This window comes from Candidatus Pseudothioglobus sp. Uisw_016, from assembly GCF_048087635.1.
Classification (GTDB): domain Bacteria; phylum Pseudomonadota; class Gammaproteobacteria; order PS1; family Pseudothioglobaceae; genus Pseudothioglobus.
This window is the reverse complement of sequence record NZ_CP159806.1, coordinates 1,631,879-1,653,070: the sequence shown is the minus strand read 5'-3', so window position 1 is coordinate 1,653,070 and position 21,192 is coordinate 1,631,879. Positions and strand designations below refer to the sequence as shown.

The following is a 21,192-nucleotide window of genomic DNA, read 5'->3' as shown; positions in this document are numbered from 1 at the left end:
TATGACTTCAAATTTTCAAAACGAAAAAAATTTAATTCGTGACTATTACAAAGCACTAGACTCCGCGCAAGGTACTGATATTACAAAAGTTTTAAAAAACTATATTAGTGAAGATTATATTTGGAGAGGCTTCCATCCCTTTAATGAGATTTCAGATGCTAAGGAAGTTTCAGAAATTTTCTGGCAGCCATTTCGTTATGCATTTAAAAATATTCAAAGACGCATGGATATTTTTATGGCTGGAAAAAATCAAATTGACGGATTTGAATCAGTCTGGGTAGTTTCTATGGGCCATCTTATGGGACTCTTTGATAATGAATGGCTAGGAATTGCTCCATCAAGAAAGATGGCTTTATTACGTTACTGCGAATTTAATAAGGTTGAAAATGGAAAGATAACTGAAACCGCAATGTTTTTTGATATTCCCCATGTCATGCTGCAGGTTGGATTAAACCCTTTTCCACCTCAAACAGGTGCCCATCTTGTTCAGCCAGGACCAATGACTCATGAGGGTTTGTTGTTCGAAGAACAAAATATGCAAGAAGGTGAAAAAACACTGGCTTTAATAAATTTTATGATTGAAGATATTAAGGGTTGGAAGCACACCGGAAAAATATCACTAGTTGATGAGCTTAGGGCAAGCTGGAATGAAGATATGATTTGGTGGGGCCCTGCAGGTATTGGCTCGAGCTACACAATTGAAAGGTATGCTGAGCAGCACTCCGGGCCATTTAGGGCTGGATTTAAAGATCGTATCTCTAATGGCCATCTTTGTAAACTTGCAGAAGGTAATTTTGGTGGCTTTTTTGGATGGCCTAACCTTACCCTTACTCCTACCGGTGGTTTTATGGGAATGCCTGCATCGGAAAAACCAGGAGATATGAGGGTTATAGATATGTATCGTCGTGAAGGTGATAAACTCTCAGAAAACTGGATTTTCATTGACCTGTTGCATTTTTGGAAGCAACAAGGCGTTGATATTTTAGATCGAATCAAAAAAACTCCAAGAACCTAAAAAACTTCTCAGTGAGCTGAATACAGCTCACTATTTTTAATAAATATTTTTAACTTGAGTTCAATTCATTTTTGAATTAACATCAATTCTATAACGATTTAAATAGAATTGATTAATGAGACGAGGAAGAGCGAAGGTCACTAGAGAAGTTACAAACTTTACACAGGCCCCTTATCGACAAAAAAAGAATCCTTTTCAGCCGATGAGGATTTTTTCAGTGGATGAGATTGAATCAATCCATGAAGCCTCTTTAAAAGTTTTATGTGATACAGGTATAGACATCCAGTCCCCTAGAGCAGTAGAGATTTTAAAACGAGGTGGTGCCTCCGTTGATTCTGATGGAAGACGCGTTAGGTTTGAACCTGGTTTTATAATGGAAAAAATAGCAACCACTCCCAGTGAGTTTACGCTTCATGGAAGAAACAAAGAAAGGCATGTGCATGTTGGTGGTCAGTCTATTATTAATACAATGGTTTCCAGTGCACCCAATGTTTCTGATCTAGATAGAGGGAGAATTCTAGGTAACTTTAAAGACTACACAAACTTAATCAAACTAGGTGAAATGCTAAATACGGTCCATGCATTTGGTGGCTACCCTGTCGAGCCCTGCGATTTGGATGTAAGTGTGCGTCATTTAAAGGCAGTCTCTGCAGCTGCTCGCCTCACAACAAAACCCCTTTTTGGATACGCGATTGGTAGTGAGAGGATGCTTGATGTTATTGAAATTGTCCGAATTAGCAGAGGGATTAATAAAGAAACCCTTCTGAAGGAACCTTCAATTACTACAGTTGTAAATGCAAACTCTCCATTGGTCTACGACAAGGCCCTTTTAGAAGGTGCTATTGAAATGGCAGAGCATAATCAACCTGTTATTTATACACCATTCACTCTAGCTGGGGCAATGGCGCCGATCACTGTTGCGGGTGCCCTAGTTCAGCAAAATGCTGAAGCGCTTGCGGGACTTGCTTTTCATCAATGTGTTAAGCCAGGAGCTCCTGCAATGTATGGCAGCTTTACTTCAAATGTTGATATGAAATCAGGCTCCCCAGCTTTTGGTACGCCAGAATATACGCAAGCTACAATTGCAAGTGGACAACTAGCCAGAAAATATAAAATTCCTCTTAGAGCATCTAATGCTAACGCCTCTAATGCACCGGACGAGCAATCAGTATATGAGTCACAAATGTCTCTATGGGCTTGCTTGCTGGGCCAAGTAAATTTTATTCTACATGGTCATGGCTGGATAGAAGGTGGACTTTGCGCATCTTATGAGAAAGTCATTTTAGACGCTGAGATGAACCAAATGATGGAGGCTTTTCTTCAACCCACAATTGTAAATAAAGATACCTTAGGGGTAGAAGCGATTGCAGAGGTCGGTCCTGCAAATCATTTTTTTGCAGCTCAACAAACTTTGGATCGATATGAGACTGAACACTACAACCCAATGCTTTCAGACTGGAGAAATTTTGAATCTTGGAGGGATGCGGGTTCAGAAACTGCAACTCAACGAGCAAACAAAATATGGAAGCAGCTCTTAGAAGAGTATGAAGAGCCAAAGTTAAAGCCAGAAGTGGAAGAAGGGCTTTCAGCTTTTGTTAATAAAAGGGTTGCAGAGGGTGGAGCTGCTCCTTTATAAGGGCACTCTTTTATTAAGGGATTAGCTATGAAAGATTCTGCAAGAGTTGTTGTTATTGGGGGCGGCGTAGTAGGCTGCTCGATTCTTTTTCACCTTGCAAAAATGGGGTGGAAAGATGTTGTTCTTCTTGAAAGGGATGAATTAACATCTGGTTCAAGTTGGCATGCAGCGGGCTCATTTCATACAGTTAGTTCTGATCCGAATGTTTCCAAGTTACAGGACTATACAATTAATTTATACAAAGAAATTGAGGAGACTTCGGGCCATTCAATTAGTCTTCACAAAACAGGAGGCTTCTACTTAGCTTCAAATCAAAGCTGGTATGACTACCTCAAACGAGAACGCTCTAAGGCAAGAACATTGGGATTAGACCAAGAATTTGTATCATTAGCTGAGGTGGTAGATAAGCACCCATTAATTGACCCTAAACATTATGTTGCTGCACTATGGGATCCAACTGAGGGGGATGTTGACCCTTCTGGCGTTGTCTATGCTTATGCGAAATCTGCGCGCGTTCATGGCGCTGAATTTTATACGCATACACCAGTTATTGAGACCAACCAAAGGGTAGATGGATCTTGGGATGTCGTGACTGAGAAAGGGAATATCCATGCAGAGCATATTGTTAATGCTGGTGGTCTTTGGGCACGAGAACTTGGGAGGATGTCTGGAGTTCATTTGCCTGTTGTTCCGATGGAGCATCACTATTTAATTACTGAAGAGATTGAAAAGATTGCTAGCTTAGCGGATGGCCAACGCTTACCTAGTTTTATTGATTTTGAAGCAAATATATACACGCGCCAAGAAAATACTGGCATGTTGCTAGGGACCTATGAGCCTCGATCTACTCCTTGGTCTCTTGACGGAACACCACAGACCTTTGGACATGATTTATTGGAGCCAAAACTTGATAATATTGCAGATCGATTGGAGCTAGCATATGAGCGTATTCCTGCGCTAGCAACCGCTGGCATTAAAAACATTATTAATGGGCCATTTGTATTTTCTCCAGACGGTAATCCTATGATTGGGCCTGTTCCAGGTATGCAAAATTATTGGACAGCTGTAGGTGTTATGGCTGGTTTTTGTCAAGCAGGTGGAGTTGGGAAAACTCTTGCTGAGTGGATGATTGAAGGGGAGCCATCAGTCGATGTTTGGGCAATGGACATTGCACGCTTTGGAAGCTTTGCGACACCTCAATGGGGCGTTACTAAATCCTCTGAAAATTATGAAAGACGATTTGTAATGACGTTTCCAAACGAAACACTACCTAAAGGAAGGCGTCAAAAAACCACATCTATTTATGATCGTTTAAGTCATAAAGGCGCAGTCTGGCAAGACACTTTTGGACTCGAAAATGTTTTATGGTTCGCAAATTCGCCAGAGGATGCTTATGAAGACCCTACATTTCATCGATCAAGATCCCATGATTATGTTTCAAGAGAGGTCAATGCTGTTCGCGAATCTGTTGGTGCAATAGAAGTTGCAAACTTTGCGAATCATAAGTTTACTGGGAAAGGAGCGAAAGCTTTCTTAGAAAAAATTCTTGCTGGACATATTCCTAGTAAAGGCCGCGTTAACTTATCACCCATGCTACTAGAGAGTGGTAAGTTGAATGGTGACCTAACAGTTTCCTGTATTGATGAAGAGACCTATTATTTATTTGGCTCAAGTGCAGCACAAAATATGCACCTTCGATGGTTTGAAAAACATCTTGAGGGTATAGACGATGTCCTCTATCAAAACATGACAGATGATTTTCATGGTATTGCAATATCTGGACCAAAGTCAAGAGAATTGTTGTCAAAGCTTACGAGAGAAGACGTCAGCCCTGAAGCTTTTAAGTTTCGCGATATAAGGGATACCTTTATAGCTGGCGTTCCTGCATTATGTGTCAGAATCTCATTTACAGGAGAGCTTGGCTATGAAATATATGTCTCACCACAATACCAATTAAAGCTTTTTGAGGAAATAGATGAGGCTGGAAAAGATCTTGGACTAAAGTGGTTTGGTGGAAGAGCGTTAATGTCAATGAGGCTTGAGAAAAATTGGGGAGCATGGACAATGGATTATCGCCCTGACTTTACTTTAATGGAGTCTGGAATGGATTTCTTTGTTAATTGGGAGGGTGACTTTATTGGTAAAAAAGCAGCCTTGATAGAAAAAAAGAATGGCCCAATTAAAAAACTTTCAGTCATTCAAATTGATACAGAAACCGATGTGAGTGGAGATGAAGCGGTAATGTATAACGGCAAGTGTGTCTCTTATATTACCTCAGGGGGTTATGGCCACTCGGTTGGAAAATCCCTTGCTATGGCATATCTTCCAGTTGAGCTGATTAACCCTAGTACAGACCTTGAAGTGGAGATATTAGGCGAATTTCATAAGGCTTCGGTAGAAATGAAACCACTATATGATCCTTCTGGATTCAAAATGAGACAGTAAAAAGAGGATTTTTATGAGCTTTTTAATACCTAAAAGACACCACTCGAAAATTGGCTCTCATCTAGATGCTGCTGAAGATATTTTTAGCCTTAATAAGCACGCGCTTGGGCCTGGGGAGCTGGCAGAAAAAGAATGGCTTGATGTTGGCTTAGCAGCTCCAGATATGACAAAGATTAGAGAGTATCGCCTGAAAAGAGTTCGTGAAAAACTTGTTGAATTTGACTGCGCTGGAATTCTACTTTATGACCCTGTCAACATTCGATACGCAACAGATAGTACTAATATGTCTTTATGGACTTCACATAATGCAGCTAGATACTCATTAATAATGACTGAAGGGCCCGTTATTATTTTTGAGTTTGATGCCCATGAGTTTTTATCAAATCATAACCCATTAATAACTGAAGTCAGACATGCTCTGACATATCTCTACTTTACTGCGGGCGATAAAAGTAAAGAAAAAGCTAAAATTTGGGCTTCTGAAATATCTGATATTGTGAGAGAGTGTGGTAAAGGCAATAGGCGGTTAGCTGTGGATCATTGTGCTCCAGAAGGAATTCATGAGCTTCAATCTTTTGGCCTTGATCTTACTAATGGTGAAGAGGTAATGGAGTTAGCAAGGCTCGTTAAATCAGATGATGAGGTTGATGCAATGAGGCGCTCTATTTTTGCTTGTGAGCGTTCTGTAGAGTTAATGCGAAATTATTTTAAACCTGGTATTTCTGAGCAGGAGCTTTGGAGTCGTTTTCAGATGGAGGCAGTCAATAGAGGGGCAGAGTGGATTGAAACCCGACTTCTTGCCTCTGGCCCTAGAGCAAATCCATGGTACCAAGAGTGTTCATCGAGACCAATCCAGGCTGGAGAGTTGATGGGTTTTGATACTGATTTGGTTGGTTCATATGGCTATTGTACTGACATGTCACGAACCTGGCTTTGTGGCGATGAGAGGCCAACTAATGAGCAAAAAGAAATTTATACTTTAGGCTATGAACAAATCCAAAAAAATATGGAGTTATTAAAGCCAGGGATAACCTTTAAAGAGTTAACTCTTAATGCTAAGGAATATTCTAAGGATGAGTTTCGACATTATTCAGTCCTTTTTCATGGTGTGGGACTATGTGATGAATTTCCAGCAATCCCTTTCAGTTGGGAGTTAAATGAAAACAGTTTTGATGGTGTATTAAAAAAGGGTATGGTGATGTGCGTCGAAACCTATGTTGGAAGATTTAGTGGAGGCTCTGGCGTAAAACTCGAAGAGCAAGTGTTAATAACTGAAAATGGACATGAGTTGCTGACAAGTTACCCATTTGAATCAGATTTGTTAATATAGTTTTTAAAATATCAAATAATTCCAGATAATGATTACAATTCCAAAGACAATGAGCGCAGTTCTAACTAAAGGCCATGGTGGTTTTGAAATGCTTGAGTTTCGAAATGATATAAATGTTCCTGAGCCAAATTCCAACCAAGTGTTGGTAAAAGTTTTAGGTGCAGGAGTAAACAATACTGATATCAATACACGAACTGCCTGGTACTCTAAGTCTGTTACTGGTCAGACTGATTCAAAAGATTTTCAAGGTAAGGATATTGATGGAGGTTGGGCTGGAGTGCCGCTTAATTTCCCAATTATCCAAGGCGCTGACTGTTATGGTGAAATAGTTGCTGTTGGTGTTAAAGTCAATGCAGAGCGAATTGGTGAACGTGTTCTGGTTAGAACAATGCAGCAATATGCAGTGGGATATCGACCCTACGAGTGCTGGACAATGGGCTCTGAATGTGATGGTGCTTTTGCAGAGTTTATGTTGGCTTTTAGTGAAGAGAGTTTTAAGATTGAAAGTGATTGGTCTGCTGCTGAACTTGCATCTATACCCTGTGCTTACTCAACAGCAGAAAACCTATTAGAGCGTTCAAATGTTAAGGCAGGCGAAGTTGTTCTGATAACAGGTGCATCGGGCGGCGTTGGATCTGCTGCAATTCAGCTTGCAAAAAGACGGGGCGCTTCTGTAGTAGCAATAGCAAGTAAATCAAAGGCAGACGCAGTTAAAGAGATAGGTGCTGATGCGGTTATTAATCGAGAAGATCGATTAGTAAGCTCTTTAGAAAATGAAAGTATTGATGTTGTTATCGATCTAGTTGCTGGAAGTGATTGGGCGGATCTGCTTGATGTTTTAAAGAGAGGCGGAAGGTATGCTGCTGCAGGAGCAATTGCAGGTCCAATCGTTGAACTTGATATTAGAACCCTCTATCTAAAAGACTTAACATTAATGGGCTGCACTGTCCAGGACTCCCAAGTATTTAAAAATTTAATTGGCTATATAGAAAGAAATGAAATTAAGCCATTAGTATCCAGAACTTATCCCCTTAAGGATATTGTAAGTGCCCAAAAAGACTTCTTGGCTAAAAAATATGTTGGAAAATTAGTACTATTGCCTTGACGCTTAAAGCTACTTTTCTTTTCCTGACATAAGCTCTTTCCAGCCCAAGTAGGCATTAACACCTGCCCACATGATAGCTTTTGGCATCAATTTTTTTGGCGCTTCTTCATCAACAAAATTAGGAACAAGACTACTAATTGCCCCACTAATTTTTTCAGCAGTAATGATGCCAATTGCTGTTCCTTTAGCTGTTCCAAGACCATTTTGACAGCATGCAGAATAAACACCCTCTTCAACTTCGCCCTGTGCAAAGACATTATTAAGGCTGAGGCAAAGTCTTCCTCCCCAGCAATATTCCATAGTGACACTATCAAGCGAAGAAAATCTAGCATTAAAGGATGATGAGTGACTTTTTGCTGCAGAGATCATAAATGAATCTGAAGCTTCCATATTTGGATTGTAAGACCAGCGATTTCTTATCAGAATGCGATCTCCACCAATACCCGAGATTCGTCTAACTGAAGACCCCATTGCATCTGCTGAGGTAATCCCCCAATCTTTTGAACCTCCTAATATATTAGATTCATTTGAGGTTAATTTTCTTGACATGGATGAGTAAGTAAAAATAGTCATCAGTCTGTTTTCAAAGTATCCAAAACGCTCAACCATTCCATTGACTGCCAATATAATTTTTGAACTTGATATTGACCCCATTTTGGTTTTGGCCTTCCATATTTTTTCACCACCATGCATACCTTCATCAATTAAGTCAATCACTGGAGAGTTCTCATAGATTATTATATTGGAGTGTTTAGAAACTCCATTCGCCAGCGATTGAATATAAAGTGCTGGCTGAAGCATGGCTGTACCAGGAGTCCAAAGTCCGTTAATATAATAGTCAATTCCAGTTAAATCTTTCATTTCTTGAGTATCAAGTATCTTATAACTTTCACTCGTTTTATCCAGATGTTTGGCATACTCAGTGTTGAAATTTACACCCTTTTTGGTTGCTGCTGCATTTGTTTTACCGACAAGTTGTATTGCTTCAAAGGGCATTTCATACTCTTCTGAAGCGCTCTTGGCAAACTGAATTGCTGAGCGATTAATAAGGGTCTGTTCACGATCTTTTTCTAAACTTCCAAGGTAGTCATCGGAGGCTAGGTTGTGAGGAAGATCAATCATAAAGCCTGAATTTCTTCCCGCGGGACCCTCGCCAATTTCACAGGCTTCAAGTATTGCAATTTTTGCATCCTTATTGATTTGATTTAATCGACGTGCTGCAGAGAGGCCAGCAAAACCCCCGCCAATAATCAGATAGTCTATGTTGATATTGTCAATAAGCTGTTGATTAAGCTTTCTTTTAGGAAGGATTTCTTTCCAGCCTGTATCACCAGGGTTTTTTGGGAGCTTGATTTGACCCATTACTTGATATTTTCTCCTAAGGATTTGGTAGGCTAATTCTTGACATCCTGCCTCCGTCAATCGTATAAACCTGTCCAGTCACAAAACTTGATTCTGATGATGCAAGCCACGAAACGAGAGAGGCTACTTCTTCTGTTTTTCCTGTCCTTTGAAGTGGATGTATATTACCTATATTTTCTCTAAAGTGTTTTGGGTTTGGCATTGATTTAATAAACTCTTCATTTAGCTCAGTATCTATCCAGCCAGGCGCAACTGCATTACAACGAACTCCATCTTTTCCATGATCAATTGCAGTAGCTCTGGTAAGACCATGAAGACCAGCTTTGCTTGCACAATAAGCAGCATGATTTGGGTTTGCACCTAATCCCTCAATCGAGCCAATATTGACTATACAGCCTTTAGATTTAATTAAAAATGGCATAGCAAGTTTGCTTAATAAAAATGGTGCTGTTAAATTTAATGCTAATGTTTGATTCCAGGTTTCAAGGGTTGTATCTTGCATGGAGGACTCCTTCATCATTCCAGCATTATTGATTAATACATCAATGCGCCCATATCTCTTAATGATTGCCTTGATGCTATTTGAACACCCTTCTTCTTTAAGCAAATCAAATTCAAAAGAATCAAATAAATTTGAGTGACTTCTTTGAATGCAACAAATTCTTGCGCCTTCTTTTTGAAGACGTTCAGCACAGGCTAAGCCGATACCTTTAGTAGCCCCTGTAATAACAATAATTTTATTAGTAAACAGCTTTTCCACCATTAATCTCCACCAAAGAGCCACAGATATATCTTGCATCATCTGAAGTTAAAAAGTTAACAACATCAGCAATTTCTTCAGGCTCAGCTATGTGACCTATGGGTACTGATTGATTTAATTCATTGATAGCATCATCGGGGTTTAGGCCTCTTATCTCAAAACCTGTTCTAAGCATTGGGGTATTTACTTCATTCGGGCAAACTGCATTAATACGAATATTTTGATGGGCATGATCTCTTCCAAGACACTGAGTCATTGCCGCTAAAGCTGCTTTAGTTGTGCAGTAAACTAGATGATTTGGTCCTGGCTTTATACCCCAACAGGACGAAACATTTACAATAGAGCCACCGCCAGCTTTAGCCATTAGTGGTATTGCAGCTCTGATTAGTCGGAAAGGCGCTTCAACATTTATCTTCATCGATAGCTCAAAATCTTCATCAGATGCTTGGGTAATATCACCACGGCGCATTACACCCGCATTATTAATGAGAGTATCTATTTTTCCAAGTTTTTGATTTACTTCATTTGCTAGATTATCGCAATAGTTTTGATCCAACAAATCACCAGGAAATGCATAAGAATTTCCACCTTTTTTTTGAATTTCCTCAGACAGATTAAAAGAATTCTCTTCAGATTTATCAGCAATCGCAATCGAAGCTCCTTGGCTTAAATATTTATTAACAAGCGCTTTACCAATTCCCCCACAGGCACCAGTTATAAGAACAACTCTTGATTTATTATTCATAACTTAATACTCTTGATTTAGTGCTTCCATTGTTGGAATTATCCTCTCTCTTCTTTGAATAAAGTCAAGAAGCTCTTCGTTCTTACCTTCATCAAGTTTTGGTTCTTGGTAATCAGCCAGTAGTTTTTTTGCCCCCTCAATTCCCCTTTGAATAGTGTCCTTACTCCCATCAGCTTGCCACTGTTCAATGGAGTTATTGTCAAATAATTTAGGCATAAAAAATGCTCGCTGAAAATTATCCATTGTATGCTGGTGTCCAAGATAGTGACCCCCAGGACCAACATCTCTTATTGCTGCTAAACCTTCCTCAAAATCATCCCAGCGAATACCTTCTGCCATCCTGTAGCCCATTTCGCATTGCTCAGCATCGACTACAAATTTTGCCATTGAGCAGTGCATTCCAGCTTCATTCCACCCCGCAGAGTGCCAAATATAGTTTGCTCCAGATAAAAGAACGGCCATCATTGTAGATGCGCTCTCATAGCCTGATTGGGCATCAAAAACTTTAGATCCGCCAAGTGTATTAGAGCTTCTCCATGGAACCTTATAGTGCCTAGCCATTTGGCCAATCATAAAATTCATAAGCGAAATTTCTGGAGTTCCCGCCATTGGAGCGCCAGATTGCATGGAGACGGTTGCTAAGTAGTGACCGTAGATAGCTGGCGATCCTTTCCTTATTACTTGTGTGTATGCTAGCGCAGAGAGAGCTTCGGCATTTACCTGAGCAACAGTTGGTGCTACACTCGCTGGTGTGTTTGCGCCTCCAAGTACAAAAGGAGAACAGAGTACGGGCTGATTATGTGCAGAAAATACCCTTAATGCTGAGAGCATGGTTTGATCCCAAACAAGTGGAGAGTTTCCATTAATATTCCCAGTAACTACTGGATGAGTATCCATGTATTTCTCTCCAAATAGAATCTTGCACATCTCAATTACATCTTCCGCATTCTTGCCACTACTTGTCATGCCCATAAAAGTTTTATCTGAGTGCTTCATAGAAGAATAAGTAATTCTTAGGTGACGATGCGAGATTGGATGGTCCATTGGTTCAACGATATGGTGAGCGCTTGAATGAATGGCAGGAAGCATATGAGATAGTTTGTGAAAGTTAGCCAGATCTTCAAGTTTTGGCCAGCGCCTTTTGTTTTCAAGATCACATATAAAAGGGGCACCAGTCATCGGAACAAAAATAGAGTTATTGCCACCAATTTCTAGCGATTTTTCTGGGTCACGGGCATTCATAGTGATGCTTTCTGGGATGCTTGAGATTAGTTCACGAATAAGGCCTCTATCAAAACGAACACGCTCACCTTTGACGTCAGCGCCAGCCTTCTTCCAATCTTCGAGGGCAATTGGGTCATGAAACTCAACACCTACATCTTCAAGAATTGATAAAGATGCGTCATCCATTTTTAAAATCTGCTCTTCACTCATTGGCTCTGTAAGTGGGATTTTGCGCTTCAAAGTAGGGAGCATTTCAATCTTGACTTTTAGTCGATCTGTTCTTCTTGCATCCCTACCAAGTCTTTCAGAAGAGTTAGCCATAATAGTTTGATTACAATATATTTAATATATGTATCGTAGATTAAATATTTGTTAAATGCAACATTAATTTTTCATACAAACATGAAAAATACTATATTTACTTATTGCCTTATATTCTTGATAAATCAGCAATAAAGAGTAAAATTTAATATTTTAAAAATAAATAAAAAATAATGTCAAATCTGTCAAATAACTTTATAGCTGGCGACTGGGTCAAGGGTTCTAGTTCGATATCTAACATAAATCCTTCCGACACTAACGATGTCATTGGTGAGTATGCGCAAGCAAATAATGCTCAGCTAGAAGACGCCCTTAACTCTTCTCAAATTGCGCAAAAGCAATGGGCTGCTACTGGTTTGGAGCAGCGACAAACTGTGTTGATGAAGATTGGTGAGGAGATGATGACTCGAAGTGCTGAGTTAGGAGAGCTACTTTCTCGTGAAGAAGGTAAACCGGTAGCTGAAGGCAAAGGAGAAATTTATAGAGCTGGTCAATTTTTTACTTACTACGCTGCTGAAGTGCTTCGTCAAAGTGGCGATACTGCAGATTCAGTTAGGCCAAACATTGAAATTGATGTTCGACGAGAAGCTATGGGGACTGTTGCAATTATTTCTCCTTGGAATTTCCCAACTGCGACTGCAAGCTGGAAAATTGCCCCTGCATTAGCATTTGGTAATGCAGTTATTTGGAAGCCTGCTAATCTAACTCCAGCAAGTGCAGTAGCGTTAACAGAAATCATTGCAAAACAAGACATACCAAAAGGATTATTTAATTTAGTTATGGGATCTGGATCATCTATCGGTCAGGCTTTAGCTGAAAGCCCAAAAGTCCATGCTATTAGTTTTACTGGGTCTTATGATGTTGGGCTCAAAATAGCTGGTGCTGCGGCAAAAAACCTAACTAAATTCCAATTAGAATTAGGCTCTAAAAATCCATTAGTTGTAATGGATGATGCAGATATTAATGTTGCTGTTGCTGCGGCTACTGGCGGTGCTTTTGGAAGTACAGGTCAAAAGTGTACTGCTTCATCAAGGTTAGTTGTTCATGCATCAATTCATGATGAGTTTGTTGATCGAATGAATCAATCTACTTCAGCTCTTAAGGTTGGACATGCGCTCCACGAAGGGACTCAAATTGGTCCAGTAGCAAGTCAACAACAACTTGACTCAAATCTTAAATACATGTCTTTAGCTAAAGAAGAAGGCTGTGAAATAGTATGTGGCGGTGAAAAACTGGAGCTCGATAATCCTGGCTTTTATATGCAGCCTGCCTTATTAGTTGGAGGTAATAACACTATGCGAGTGAACCGAGAAGAACTATTTGCACCTATGGCTTGCGTTATTAAGGTTGCAGATTATGACGAAGCTCTATCAGTTGCCAACGACACAGATTTTGGTCTTGTTTCAGGCATTATTACTCAGTCACTATCACGAGCAAGTCATTTTCGAAGAAACGCAGAGAGTGGGTGCGTAATGGTGAATTTACCAACGGCTGGTACTGATTATCATGTCCCTTTTGGCGGTAGAAAAAACTCAAGTTTTGGTCCTAGAGAGCAAGGATCATATGCAAAAGAGCTATATACTCAAGTTAAAACTTCATATATTTCTAGCGGAAACCCATAATGGCTCATCCATCACTTTTTATTGACGCACTTCAATACAACAATTGGAGTGAAGAGGTCTTCAAACAAATTAATGATGGCGGGCTTAGTGCGGTCCACGTTACAATTTCTTACCATGAAGACTTTCAAGAGATGGTGAAAAATGTTATTGATTGGAAACGCCGTTTTGAGAATTTTTCAGATTTAATTTTTCATGGTAAGTCTGCAAGTGATGTTCTTAAAGCTCAAATTGAGGGACGAACTGCAATATTTTTTGGGTTTCAGAACTGTTCGCCAATTGAAGACGACATTGGATTAGTCGAAATATGTCATCAATTGGGTGTTAGATTTATGCAGCTCACATATAACAATCAGAGCTTATTGGGCACAGGTTGCTATGAAGAAAATGACCCAGGTATAACTCGAATGGGTAAGCAAGTAATTAAAGAAATGAATAGAGTTGGCTTAGTGGTTGATATGAGCCATTCTTCAGAAATTTCTACACTTGAGGCGATTGAAATCTCAGAGCGCCCTATTGCAATTACCCACGCTAATCCAACTTTTTGGCATCCTGCATTAAGAAATAAGTCTAATAAAGTTCTTAAGGCTTTAGGTGAAAGTAGCAGTATGCTTGGCTTTTCAGTCTATGCGCACCATCTTAAAGATGGCACCAACTGTTCACTAGAGAGTTTCTGCAATATGGTTGCCGACACTGCCGAAATTATGGGTGTTCATAATATTGGTATTGGAACTGATTTATGCCAAAATCAACCTGACAGTGTTGTTGAATGGATGAGAAATGGAACCTGGACAAATGAGCGTGACTTTGGAGAGGGCTCTGCAAGTTTTGCAGGTTTCCCTGATCAGCCAAAGTGGTTTCGTGATAACCGTGACTTTTTAAATATTGCAACTGGCCTAAAAAGTGCTGGTTTTAATAGCAATGATATTGATTCAATCATGGGTAAGAACTGGCTAAACTTTTTTGAAGCATCATTTGAACCTTTATAATTGGAATTATGACTACAGAAACTGCAATTATTGATATTGAATCTGATTTTATGAGATCACCTGAAAAGGTTATGCGTCTTGAGAGAATGGGTTCTTCATTCCCTACTCGTTTAAGTTTTATGCGAACGCTTATAAGACGAATGGCTCGTGAGAATTGGAAATTTGAGAGAACTCGTCGAGAAGTTGATAAGGATGGTTATGGTTTAAGTATTTATGCTGTGACGACTCCAAATAGGACATATTCATTGGTTGCCTTTACTCAAAAAATACCAGATGAAATGAGAACTGATAGAGTTATTGCAGAAGTATGGGATGCAACTTTTAATCTTTTTGACGGTGTACCCACTCAAGAAGATATTGACTATTTAGCAAATAATACCCCCAAGCAGGAAGGGGGGCGATATAGACCAAGTGAGCTTGCTTTAGCAAGAGCAAATAAAAGTTTAAGAGTATTTAAAAATGCAGTTGACTCTCTATCAAAAGGTCATCAACCAGATATCGATTTATTAACTTCTGTAGGTTATTTAATGAGAACTTCCGCGGTATATGGAAGTGGAAAGTTTGGCTGTGCAGATCGAGCTAAGATTGCTGATCGTGAAGAGTGTAAAGCGCCATTTCAAATGGAGTTGTTAACTGTTTATTTAATTCGATGGTTTACAATTGATTCAGTTGAAGAGCTTGCAAAAGAAAGAGGTGGTAAAAAAGCAGTTAAACTTGATAAAACTACACGTCAATTTATTGGTGTGGGAAATGCAACAGGCTTGGGTATGGCTCCATTTTTACTTAAACACCCAGCATTAATTCATAATTGGGTTGTTGCAAAAGAAACCGCATTAGCAAGAGTAAGATCAATTGAAACTCCAATTGAAGGCACTCTTAAAGTTTTCTTAAAGTCACTGCTTCAGGTTAGTCAGCATGTTGATGAATGGAATGTTGAGGATACTGTCCAGGCTGATAGAATCTTGTGCTTAACAGACGAAATACAATCGCTTAGGATTTGGTGTGAAGATGAGTTTAATATATCTAGACCCTATCCTTGGAATGGAATTTACCAGTTTGTAGAGGATAATTTTTCATTAGAATGTCAAGAGATGGTTGTTTCTTTAATTATTGAGCCTCATGGTCCACTAGTAGATGATCTTGCAGAGACAATGTCAACTAATTTAATTCCAAAATTTAATGCAGATATGTCATTAGCCCAATTAAAAGAAGTTGTTGAAGGTTCTTATCAATGGGCTACTAGTATTGATTTTTCTTTAAAAGAATCACAGCAGCATTTTTGGTACTATTCTGAAGATAAGTTGGAGCCTAGGTTTGGCTCTAAAGGAACCGATGATGGCGTTGAGCAAGAGATGCCACTGGCTATAGGTAGAGATGTAAGTCAGCTCAATAAAGTATTGTCATCCACTTCTAATGATATTTCAATCAGTGAGTTTGTAATGATGTACCCAGAATTTAGACATATCATTCGTCGAATTCAAAATACTTTTGTCAGGCCTTATTCTGAAGTTCAGGATAATTTATTAAGTGAATCCATGAGGCCACTAGATTTATTACGTTTTAAGTTAGCCTTTTTTGGGGCTTCAAAGTTTGATCCAAAGTCCGACTTATGGACTCGGATATCAATGTATCAAGGCGCTCCAATGCCTGATCAACTGTCAGAGCCAAACCATGATTGCTGGTCATTTCCAATTGCGGGAAGACCCCAGTCATTTCCGTGTATAAATTGTACATGTCAGAAAGTTATTTAACAATTTCATTAAATGAAGTTCTTTTTTATTTCACTAGAGCAGCCTTTGGTGTAGAAGCTCCTATTGGTCTTTCAGAAGACTTTGCAAGAGCCAATATGTGGATTTCAGAAAATGGTTTTGACCCTTCGCTATGTAGCTTAAAAGCGCTTGATAATCTAGATAGTCAAGCAAGTAGTTTATCGATTAAATTTGAAAAAACAAAAGCAGGGGGGCATTTATTTTGTTCAGAAGAGAAGCTCTTATCTTCTTTAGAGGCATCTTCAAGCAGTGTTGATTGGGTTGAGATTAATAGTAGAGTCAGTGAATTAAAAATTAGTAATGTTGATTCTCCATTTTTAGTTGTCTCTGCTCTTGGTGCTAATAAATGTAATGGGCTAAAAGTAGTTTGGACTGATCAAGATAAAAATCAATTTCAAGTTAACTTAACTGATAATGAAGAGTGGGAGGTTTTAAGCACATCAACTAATCCTATAGAATTAAGCAGCAATGCTGATATGTTAATTTCACCTCTAGTAATGAGTGATAAATCCTATAAAGGTAAGAATGTTAAAAAATTTAAGTTAGCTGAAGAAAAATTAAGAGTACTTCATAATGGCATTAAAGTAGAGGAGAATTGGCAGGCAATTTATAGTTACTTTTCACGCTGCTTGGTTAAATCAAGTGCTGAGTCTAGAGCTTCAGGTGCAGGCGCAGGGCTAGTTGATACAGACTAATTTAGCATTCAATAAAGCTTACAGCCAAGCCGCCTAATGACGTCTCTTTATATTTTGTAGACATATCAAGGCCAGTTCTTTTCATAGCAGCAATACACTGATCGAGCGAAATTAAATGTTCACCACTTTCTCTAAGCGAAAGTGAGCTTGCAGTATACGCCTTAACTGCGCCAAATCCATTTCTCTCAATACAAGGAACTTGAACAAGACCCTTTACTGGGTCGCACGTCATTCCAATATGGTGTTCTAGGGCCATTTCTGCAGCATTTTCAATTTGCGCTGTTGTGCCGCCTCTAACAGTGCATAAAGCTGCAGCAGCCATTGAGGATGCTGAACCTACCTCCCCTTGACAGCCAACCTCAGCTCCTGATATAGAGCTATTATGTTTTATTAGCCCACCAATCGCAGATGCTGTTAATAAGAATTGACGAATTTGTTCTTGAGTTGCCGACTTATGTTTGTAAAAGTAGTAAAGAGTTGCTGGAACGACACCTGCTGCTCCATTAGTGGGCGCAGTCACTACCATGTGACCAGCAGCATTTTCTTCATTTACTGCCATGGCATATGCACAAAGCCAGTCACTAGAATTTGTATTTTCTGGATCACTCTGGAGGCTTTCATGTAATTTTTTTGCGCGCCTCTTGGTATTTAAACCACCCGGTAATATACCTTCAGTTGCAAGACCACTCTCAACACAAGTTTTCATTGCGTTCCAGATAGTATCAAGCTCTTTATTCAGAATTTTTTCAGGAATATTTTCTATTTCATTGGCGAGCTTCATTTCCCAAATAGTCTTATCATGCTTTTTAGACATTTCCAGCATTTGATCTGAATTATCAAACGGGAATGGATAGGCTGAGCTTGGCTCAGCTGCAATGGGCGCTTCAACATTATCTATTTCTGCTAATGTAGATATAAAACCACCACCGATAGAGAAATAAGTATGTGAAATTAGAATTGAATCTGTCTTGTCAAGAAGCTCAAAAACCATGCCATTAGGGTTTTGCTTTAATGAGTTCCTAGTATCAAAAATGATATCATCTTCCGAAAAGAATGAAACTTTTTGAGTGTTGTTGATAGCTATATTTTTTGAGTTCCAAGTTCTCTCAATGACTTCATCCATATTCTCTTTAATGATGGTATTTGGAAGATATCCATTAAGTCCAAGAGTGACAGCTTTATCTGTTGCATGGCCAACTCCAGTGTAAGCTAAAGAATTCTTTAGAGTACATCTAATATGACGCATATCACCAGCAGGATTTGAATCTAAAAATTTTTTGACATGCGTCATAAAATCATTGGCAGCAACCATAGGCCCCATTGTGTGTGAGCTTGAAGGCCCAACACCAACTTTAAATAAGTCTAAAACACTGATAAACATAAAAAAATTAGATAAAAATTATTACTAATATTCTACATTAATATTTGATTTTAGCTATTAAAAAAAATTCATGATACCTTGAATTTCTTAAAAACTATTTTTAAGAGTAATGTCTTAATAATTAAATTAAAATATCAACATTAATTTGAAAATAAATATGGGTTAAATTATGTCAATAGTATTAGCGTCTACAGACTTCTGGGAGGATATGGAGGTTTGGTCAAATGGCCTGCAAAAAGCTATGCCAGAGATGGATATAAAAGTTTATCCAGATGATGGTGATGTTAATGAGGTTGAATTTGCTGTTGTCTGGAAGCATCCTCGAGGGATATTAAAAAAATATCCTAATTTAAAAGCAATTCTGTCGTTGGGGGCGGGAGTAGACCACATTATTAGTGATCCTGACTTACCAGAAGGATTACCTATAATTCGCCTGGTTGATAAAAAATTAACTCATGAAATGTGTCTCCATGCACTTCACTGGGTTTTGCATTTTCATAGCGATCAATATCTTTATAGATCTCAACAACTTAAACGCCAGTGGATTCAGCAAAGCTCTATTCAGATTGAGGAACGAACAATTGGCATCATGGGCCTAGGGAATATTGGCAGAAGTATTGGTGAATTATTAGTTACTCAAAGTTTTAATGTCATTGGTTGGGGCGCTAATCAAAAATCTTCACTGACAGATATTAAATATTATTATGGCCAGGATCAGCTTTCTGATTTTTTAGGCAGGACGAACATTCTAATTAATGTCCTTCCCTTAACATCGGATACTACTAACATTATTACAAAAAAAGAGCTTAGCCTTCTTCCAAAAGATTCATTTATTATAAATATTGGTAGAGGTGGAATAATTAATGAGGATGATTTGTTGACTCTTCTTAGTGAAGGGCATATTAAAGCAGCTGCTTTGGATGTATTTGCACAAGAACCATTGCCAGAAAATAATTCACTTTGGGACCATCCTTCAGTTTATATAACGCCACACATTGCAGGTCAAAGTAATCCAAATTCAGCAGGACAAACTATTTCTGAAAACATCCATCGAATCCAAAAAGGAGAATTGCCTTATCCTATATATAGTAGGGATAACGGGTATTAATTCTGATATAAAACTTTGTGATTAACTAAAGGAAGACTGGGTGAGTCTTGTAACCATTCTGTCGATATTCACATAATTACCCTATTTATATCAATTCAAGACGAATTGAATTCAACTAAATAAACTATTCTTATATAATATGGCTTTTTGAGACAAATTATAATGTCTAAAGATACGCTAATTCGAACTACTCCTTTGCATCAAATGCACTTAGATGCTGGAGCAAAGATGGTGCCATTTGCTGGGTATGATATGCCTGTAAGTTATCCTCTTGGGATAAAAAAAGAACACAACCACACACGTGAAAAAGCAGGACTTTTTGATGTCTCCCATATGGGACAGATAAGGTTGGTTGGTGCAAATGCAAAAAAAGCACTTGAGTCTATAGTTCCAGTTGATATTATTGATTTACCCTTAATGAAATTGTGCTATGCTTTATTTACAAATAAATCTGGCGGCGTAATGGATGACTTGATGGTTACCAATCTGGGCGATGAAGATTTGTTTTTAGTAGTTAATGCCGGCTGTAAAAATGCTGATTTTGCTCATTTACAAAGTACTATTGGTGATGACTGTAAAGTAGAGTTTCTTGAAGATGCTGCACTTTTAGCATTACAAGGCCCTTCAGCCCACAAAGTTTTATCTGAGATTGCACCTTCTATTAGTGAAATGATTTTTATGACTGCTAAACAAGTAGTTATAAATGGAATTGAATGCTTGATAACAAGGTCTGGCTATACAGGAGAAGATGGTTTTGAAATTTCATTAGCAGCCAAAGATTCTGAGGAATTAGCAAAACTTTTACTTTCTAACATAGAAGTGGAATGGGTTGGCTTAGGTGCAAGAGACTCTCTTCGTTTAGAAGCTGGATTATCTCTTTATGGACATGAGCTTGATATTCATCATAGCCCTGTTGAGTCTTCATTGGGCTGGGCCTTATCCAAGGTAAGAAGAACTGGTGGAGAAAGAGAAGGTAATTATTTAGGCTTCGAAACTATTATGAGGCACCTGAATGAGGGCTCTGAGTTAAAGGTTGTTGGCCTTCAACCACAAGGAAGAATGCCTGTTCGAGATGGAGCCATGATTGAAGATGAGTTGGGTAATAATGTGGGAAAGGTAACGAGCGGTGGCTTTGGCCCGAGCATAAATAGGCCAATAGCTATAGCAAGGTTAAAAAAGAGTTATATAGAAAAAAAATCCAAGCTTTTTGCATTAGTTAGGGATAAAAAAATTGCAGTTGAGGTTGTAAGTCTGCCATTTGTTAAACAGAACTATTACAGAGGTTAAATATTAATATGAGGAGCAGTAATGAATATTAAATTTTCAGAAGATCATGAATGGATTCAATCGCAAGGAGATGATCTAGTAGTTATTGGGATAACAGATTTTGCCCAAGAGCAATTGGGGGATCTGGTTTATGTTGAGTTACCAGAAGTTGGAGATGAGTGTAGCCGTGGAGAAAATATTTCCGTAATTGAGTCAGTTAAAGCTGCTTCAGATTTAGTTGCACCAGTTTCTGGAACTATTGTTGAAGTTAACAGTCGTTTAGAAGATGAGCCAGAACTTGTCACAGATGACTCTATGGGAGATGGTTGGTTTATCAAAGTGAAATTATCAAGTCCTAAAGAATTAGATGAGTTAATGGATGAAAGCGCGTACAACAGTTTTATTGAGGAATAAGGAAAGAT

General features: G+C 38.7%; 17 protein-coding genes. 12 read left to right on the top strand and 5 right to left on the bottom strand.

All coding sequences use genetic code 11. The features are described 5' to 3' along the window. Nucleotide 1: 1 nt before the first annotated feature. From ABXT69_RS08400 to ABXT69_RS08380, 5 genes are all read left to right on the top strand, one after another. Entirely contained in the window at nt 2–1,015 is a 1,014-nt protein-coding gene (locus tag ABXT69_RS08400) for an ester cyclase (protein ID WP_416677928.1), read from the top strand. Between the two features lie 115 nt (nt 1,016–1,130). Beyond that, nucleotides 1,131–2,651 carry a trimethylamine methyltransferase family protein gene (locus ABXT69_RS08395; RefSeq protein ID WP_416677927.1) on the top strand — a complete coding sequence of 507 codons (1,521 nt, stop codon included), beginning with the start codon at nt 1,131–1,133 and terminating at the stop codon, nt 2,649–2,651. Between the two features lie 27 nt (nt 2,652–2,678). After that, nucleotides 2,679–5,096 (top strand): GcvT family protein, encoded by a 2,418-nt coding sequence (locus ABXT69_RS08390; protein WP_416677925.1) that lies wholly within the window; start codon nt 2,679–2,681, stop codon nt 5,094–5,096. A gap of 13 nt (nt 5,097–5,109) precedes the next feature. Continuing rightward, a complete protein-coding gene (locus ABXT69_RS08385; RefSeq protein ID WP_416677923.1) occupies nt 5,110–6,426 on the top strand; it encodes a M24 family metallopeptidase in 1,317 nt (438 codons plus the stop codon). A 49-nt stretch (nt 6,427–6,475) separates the two neighbouring features. Beyond that, a complete protein-coding gene (locus ABXT69_RS08380; RefSeq protein ID WP_416679589.1) occupies nt 6,476–7,531 on the top strand; it encodes an alcohol dehydrogenase family protein in 1,056 nt (351 codons plus the stop codon). A 9-nt stretch (nt 7,532–7,540) separates the two neighbouring features. Here ABXT69_RS08380 and ABXT69_RS08375 read toward each other — a convergent pair whose 3' ends face one another. The 4 genes from ABXT69_RS08375 to ABXT69_RS08360 are packed head-to-tail and all read right to left on the bottom strand — an operon-like array spanning nt 7,541 to nt 11,943. Beyond that, on the bottom strand, nt 7,541–8,893 hold the full coding sequence (locus tag ABXT69_RS08375) for an NAD(P)/FAD-dependent oxidoreductase (protein WP_416677921.1): 1,353 nt from the start codon (nt 8,891–8,893) through the stop codon (nt 7,541–7,543). 16 nt (nt 8,894–8,909) lie between these two features. Beyond that, nucleotides 8,910–9,656, bottom strand: coding sequence for an SDR family NAD(P)-dependent oxidoreductase (locus tag ABXT69_RS08370; RefSeq protein WP_416679588.1), 747 nt, complete (start codon nt 9,654–9,656; stop codon nt 8,910–8,912). After that, on the bottom strand, nt 9,634–10,398 hold the full coding sequence (locus tag ABXT69_RS08365; protein WP_416677920.1) for an SDR family NAD(P)-dependent oxidoreductase: 765 nt from the start codon (nt 10,396–10,398) through the stop codon (nt 9,634–9,636). The genes ABXT69_RS08370 and ABXT69_RS08365 overlap by 23 nt, the downstream gene beginning before the upstream one ends. Before the next feature lie 3 nt (nt 10,399–10,401). After that, nucleotides 10,402–11,943 carry a trimethylamine methyltransferase family protein gene (locus ABXT69_RS08360; protein ID WP_416677918.1) on the bottom strand — a complete coding sequence of 514 codons (1,542 nt, stop codon included), beginning with the start codon at nt 11,941–11,943 and terminating at the stop codon, nt 10,402–10,404. A gap of 173 nt (nt 11,944–12,116) precedes the next feature. On the opposite strand from ABXT69_RS08360, the gene ABXT69_RS08355 reads away from it, so the two are divergent. The 4 genes from ABXT69_RS08355 to ABXT69_RS08340 are packed head-to-tail and all read left to right on the top strand — an operon-like array spanning nt 12,117 to nt 17,015. Next, nucleotides 12,117–13,565, top strand: a complete 1,449-nt coding sequence (locus ABXT69_RS08355; protein WP_416677916.1) for an aldehyde dehydrogenase family protein — start codon at nt 12,117–12,119, stop codon at nt 13,563–13,565. Next, entirely contained in the window at nt 13,565–14,551 is a 987-nt protein-coding gene (locus tag ABXT69_RS08350) for a membrane dipeptidase (protein WP_416677915.1), read from the top strand. The genes ABXT69_RS08355 and ABXT69_RS08350 overlap by 1 nt, the downstream gene beginning before the upstream one ends. 8 nt (nt 14,552–14,559) lie before the next feature. Further along, a complete protein-coding gene (locus ABXT69_RS08345; RefSeq protein WP_416677913.1) occupies nt 14,560–16,302 on the top strand; it encodes a hypothetical protein in 1,743 nt (580 codons plus the stop codon). Continuing rightward, nucleotides 16,284–17,015 carry a hypothetical protein gene (locus ABXT69_RS08340; RefSeq protein WP_416677912.1) on the top strand — a complete coding sequence of 244 codons (732 nt, stop codon included), beginning with the start codon at nt 16,284–16,286 and terminating at the stop codon, nt 17,013–17,015. The genes ABXT69_RS08345 and ABXT69_RS08340 overlap by 19 nt, the downstream gene beginning before the upstream one ends. Before the next feature lies 1 nt (nt 17,016). Here ABXT69_RS08340 and ABXT69_RS08335 read toward each other — a convergent pair whose 3' ends face one another. Next, nucleotides 17,017–18,396 carry an L-serine ammonia-lyase gene (locus tag ABXT69_RS08335; RefSeq protein ID WP_416677911.1) on the bottom strand — a complete coding sequence of 460 codons (1,380 nt, stop codon included), beginning with the start codon at nt 18,394–18,396 and terminating at the stop codon, nt 17,017–17,019. A 169-nt stretch (nt 18,397–18,565) separates the two neighbouring features. On the opposite strand from ABXT69_RS08335, the gene ABXT69_RS08330 reads away from it, so the two are divergent. From ABXT69_RS08330 to gcvH, 3 genes are all read left to right on the top strand, one after another. Next, the gene (locus ABXT69_RS08330) at nt 18,566–19,504 is read left to right on the top strand and encodes a 2-hydroxyacid dehydrogenase (RefSeq protein ID WP_416677910.1); all 939 of its coding nucleotides are present in this window, start codon (nt 18,566–18,568) and stop codon (nt 19,502–19,504) included. A gap of 162 nt (nt 19,505–19,666) precedes the next feature. Then, a complete protein-coding gene (gene gcvT / locus ABXT69_RS08325) occupies nt 19,667–20,791 on the top strand; it encodes a glycine cleavage system aminomethyltransferase GcvT (protein ID WP_416677909.1) in 1,125 nt (374 codons plus the stop codon). A gap of 21 nt (nt 20,792–20,812) precedes the next feature. Further along, nucleotides 20,813–21,184 carry a glycine cleavage system protein GcvH gene (gcvH, locus tag ABXT69_RS08320; protein ID WP_416677907.1) on the top strand — a complete coding sequence of 124 codons (372 nt, stop codon included), beginning with the start codon at nt 20,813–20,815 and terminating at the stop codon, nt 21,182–21,184. Nucleotides 21,185–21,192: the final 8 nt, after the last annotated feature.

What these genes read in the sequence shown, in the direction of transcription:
- ABXT69_RS08400 (WP_416677928.1), top strand. Translation starts at nt 2, where the DNA reads ATGACTTCAAATTTTCAAAACGAAAAAAATTTAATTCGTGACTATTAC.
- ABXT69_RS08395 (WP_416677927.1), top strand. Translation starts at nt 1,131, where the DNA reads ATGAGACGAGGAAGAGCGAAGGTCACTAGAGAAGTTACAAACTTTACA.
- ABXT69_RS08390 (WP_416677925.1), top strand. Translation starts at nt 2,679, where the DNA reads ATGAAAGATTCTGCAAGAGTTGTTGTTATTGGGGGCGGCGTAGTAGGC.
- ABXT69_RS08385 (WP_416677923.1), top strand. Translation starts at nt 5,110, where the DNA reads ATGAGCTTTTTAATACCTAAAAGACACCACTCGAAAATTGGCTCTCAT.
- ABXT69_RS08380 (WP_416679589.1), top strand. Translation starts at nt 6,476, where the DNA reads ATGAGCGCAGTTCTAACTAAAGGCCATGGTGGTTTTGAAATGCTTGAG.
- ABXT69_RS08375 (WP_416677921.1), bottom strand. Translation starts at nt 8,893, where the DNA reads ATGGGTCAAATCAAGCTCCCAAAAAACCCTGGTGATACAGGCTGGAAA.
- ABXT69_RS08370 (WP_416679588.1), bottom strand. Translation starts at nt 9,656, where the DNA reads ATGGTGGAAAAGCTGTTTACTAATAAAATTATTGTTATTACAGGGGCT.
- ABXT69_RS08365 (WP_416677920.1), bottom strand. Translation starts at nt 10,398, where the DNA reads ATGAATAATAAATCAAGAGTTGTTCTTATAACTGGTGCCTGTGGGGGA.
- ABXT69_RS08360 (WP_416677918.1), bottom strand. Translation starts at nt 11,943, where the DNA reads ATGGCTAACTCTTCTGAAAGACTTGGTAGGGATGCAAGAAGAACAGAT.
- ABXT69_RS08355 (WP_416677916.1), top strand. Translation starts at nt 12,117, where the DNA reads ATGTCAAATCTGTCAAATAACTTTATAGCTGGCGACTGGGTCAAGGGT.
- ABXT69_RS08350 (WP_416677915.1), top strand. Translation starts at nt 13,565, where the DNA reads ATGGCTCATCCATCACTTTTTATTGACGCACTTCAATACAACAATTGG.
- ABXT69_RS08345 (WP_416677913.1), top strand. Translation starts at nt 14,560, where the DNA reads ATGACTACAGAAACTGCAATTATTGATATTGAATCTGATTTTATGAGA.
- ABXT69_RS08340 (WP_416677912.1), top strand. Translation starts at nt 16,284, where the DNA reads ATGTCAGAAAGTTATTTAACAATTTCATTAAATGAAGTTCTTTTTTAT.
- ABXT69_RS08335 (WP_416677911.1), bottom strand. Translation starts at nt 18,396, where the DNA reads ATGTTTATCAGTGTTTTAGACTTATTTAAAGTTGGTGTTGGGCCTTCA.
- ABXT69_RS08330 (WP_416677910.1), top strand. Translation starts at nt 18,566, where the DNA reads ATGTCAATAGTATTAGCGTCTACAGACTTCTGGGAGGATATGGAGGTT.
- gcvT (WP_416677909.1), top strand. Translation starts at nt 19,667, where the DNA reads ATGTCTAAAGATACGCTAATTCGAACTACTCCTTTGCATCAAATGCAC.
- gcvH (WP_416677907.1), top strand. Translation starts at nt 20,813, where the DNA reads ATGAATATTAAATTTTCAGAAGATCATGAATGGATTCAATCGCAAGGA.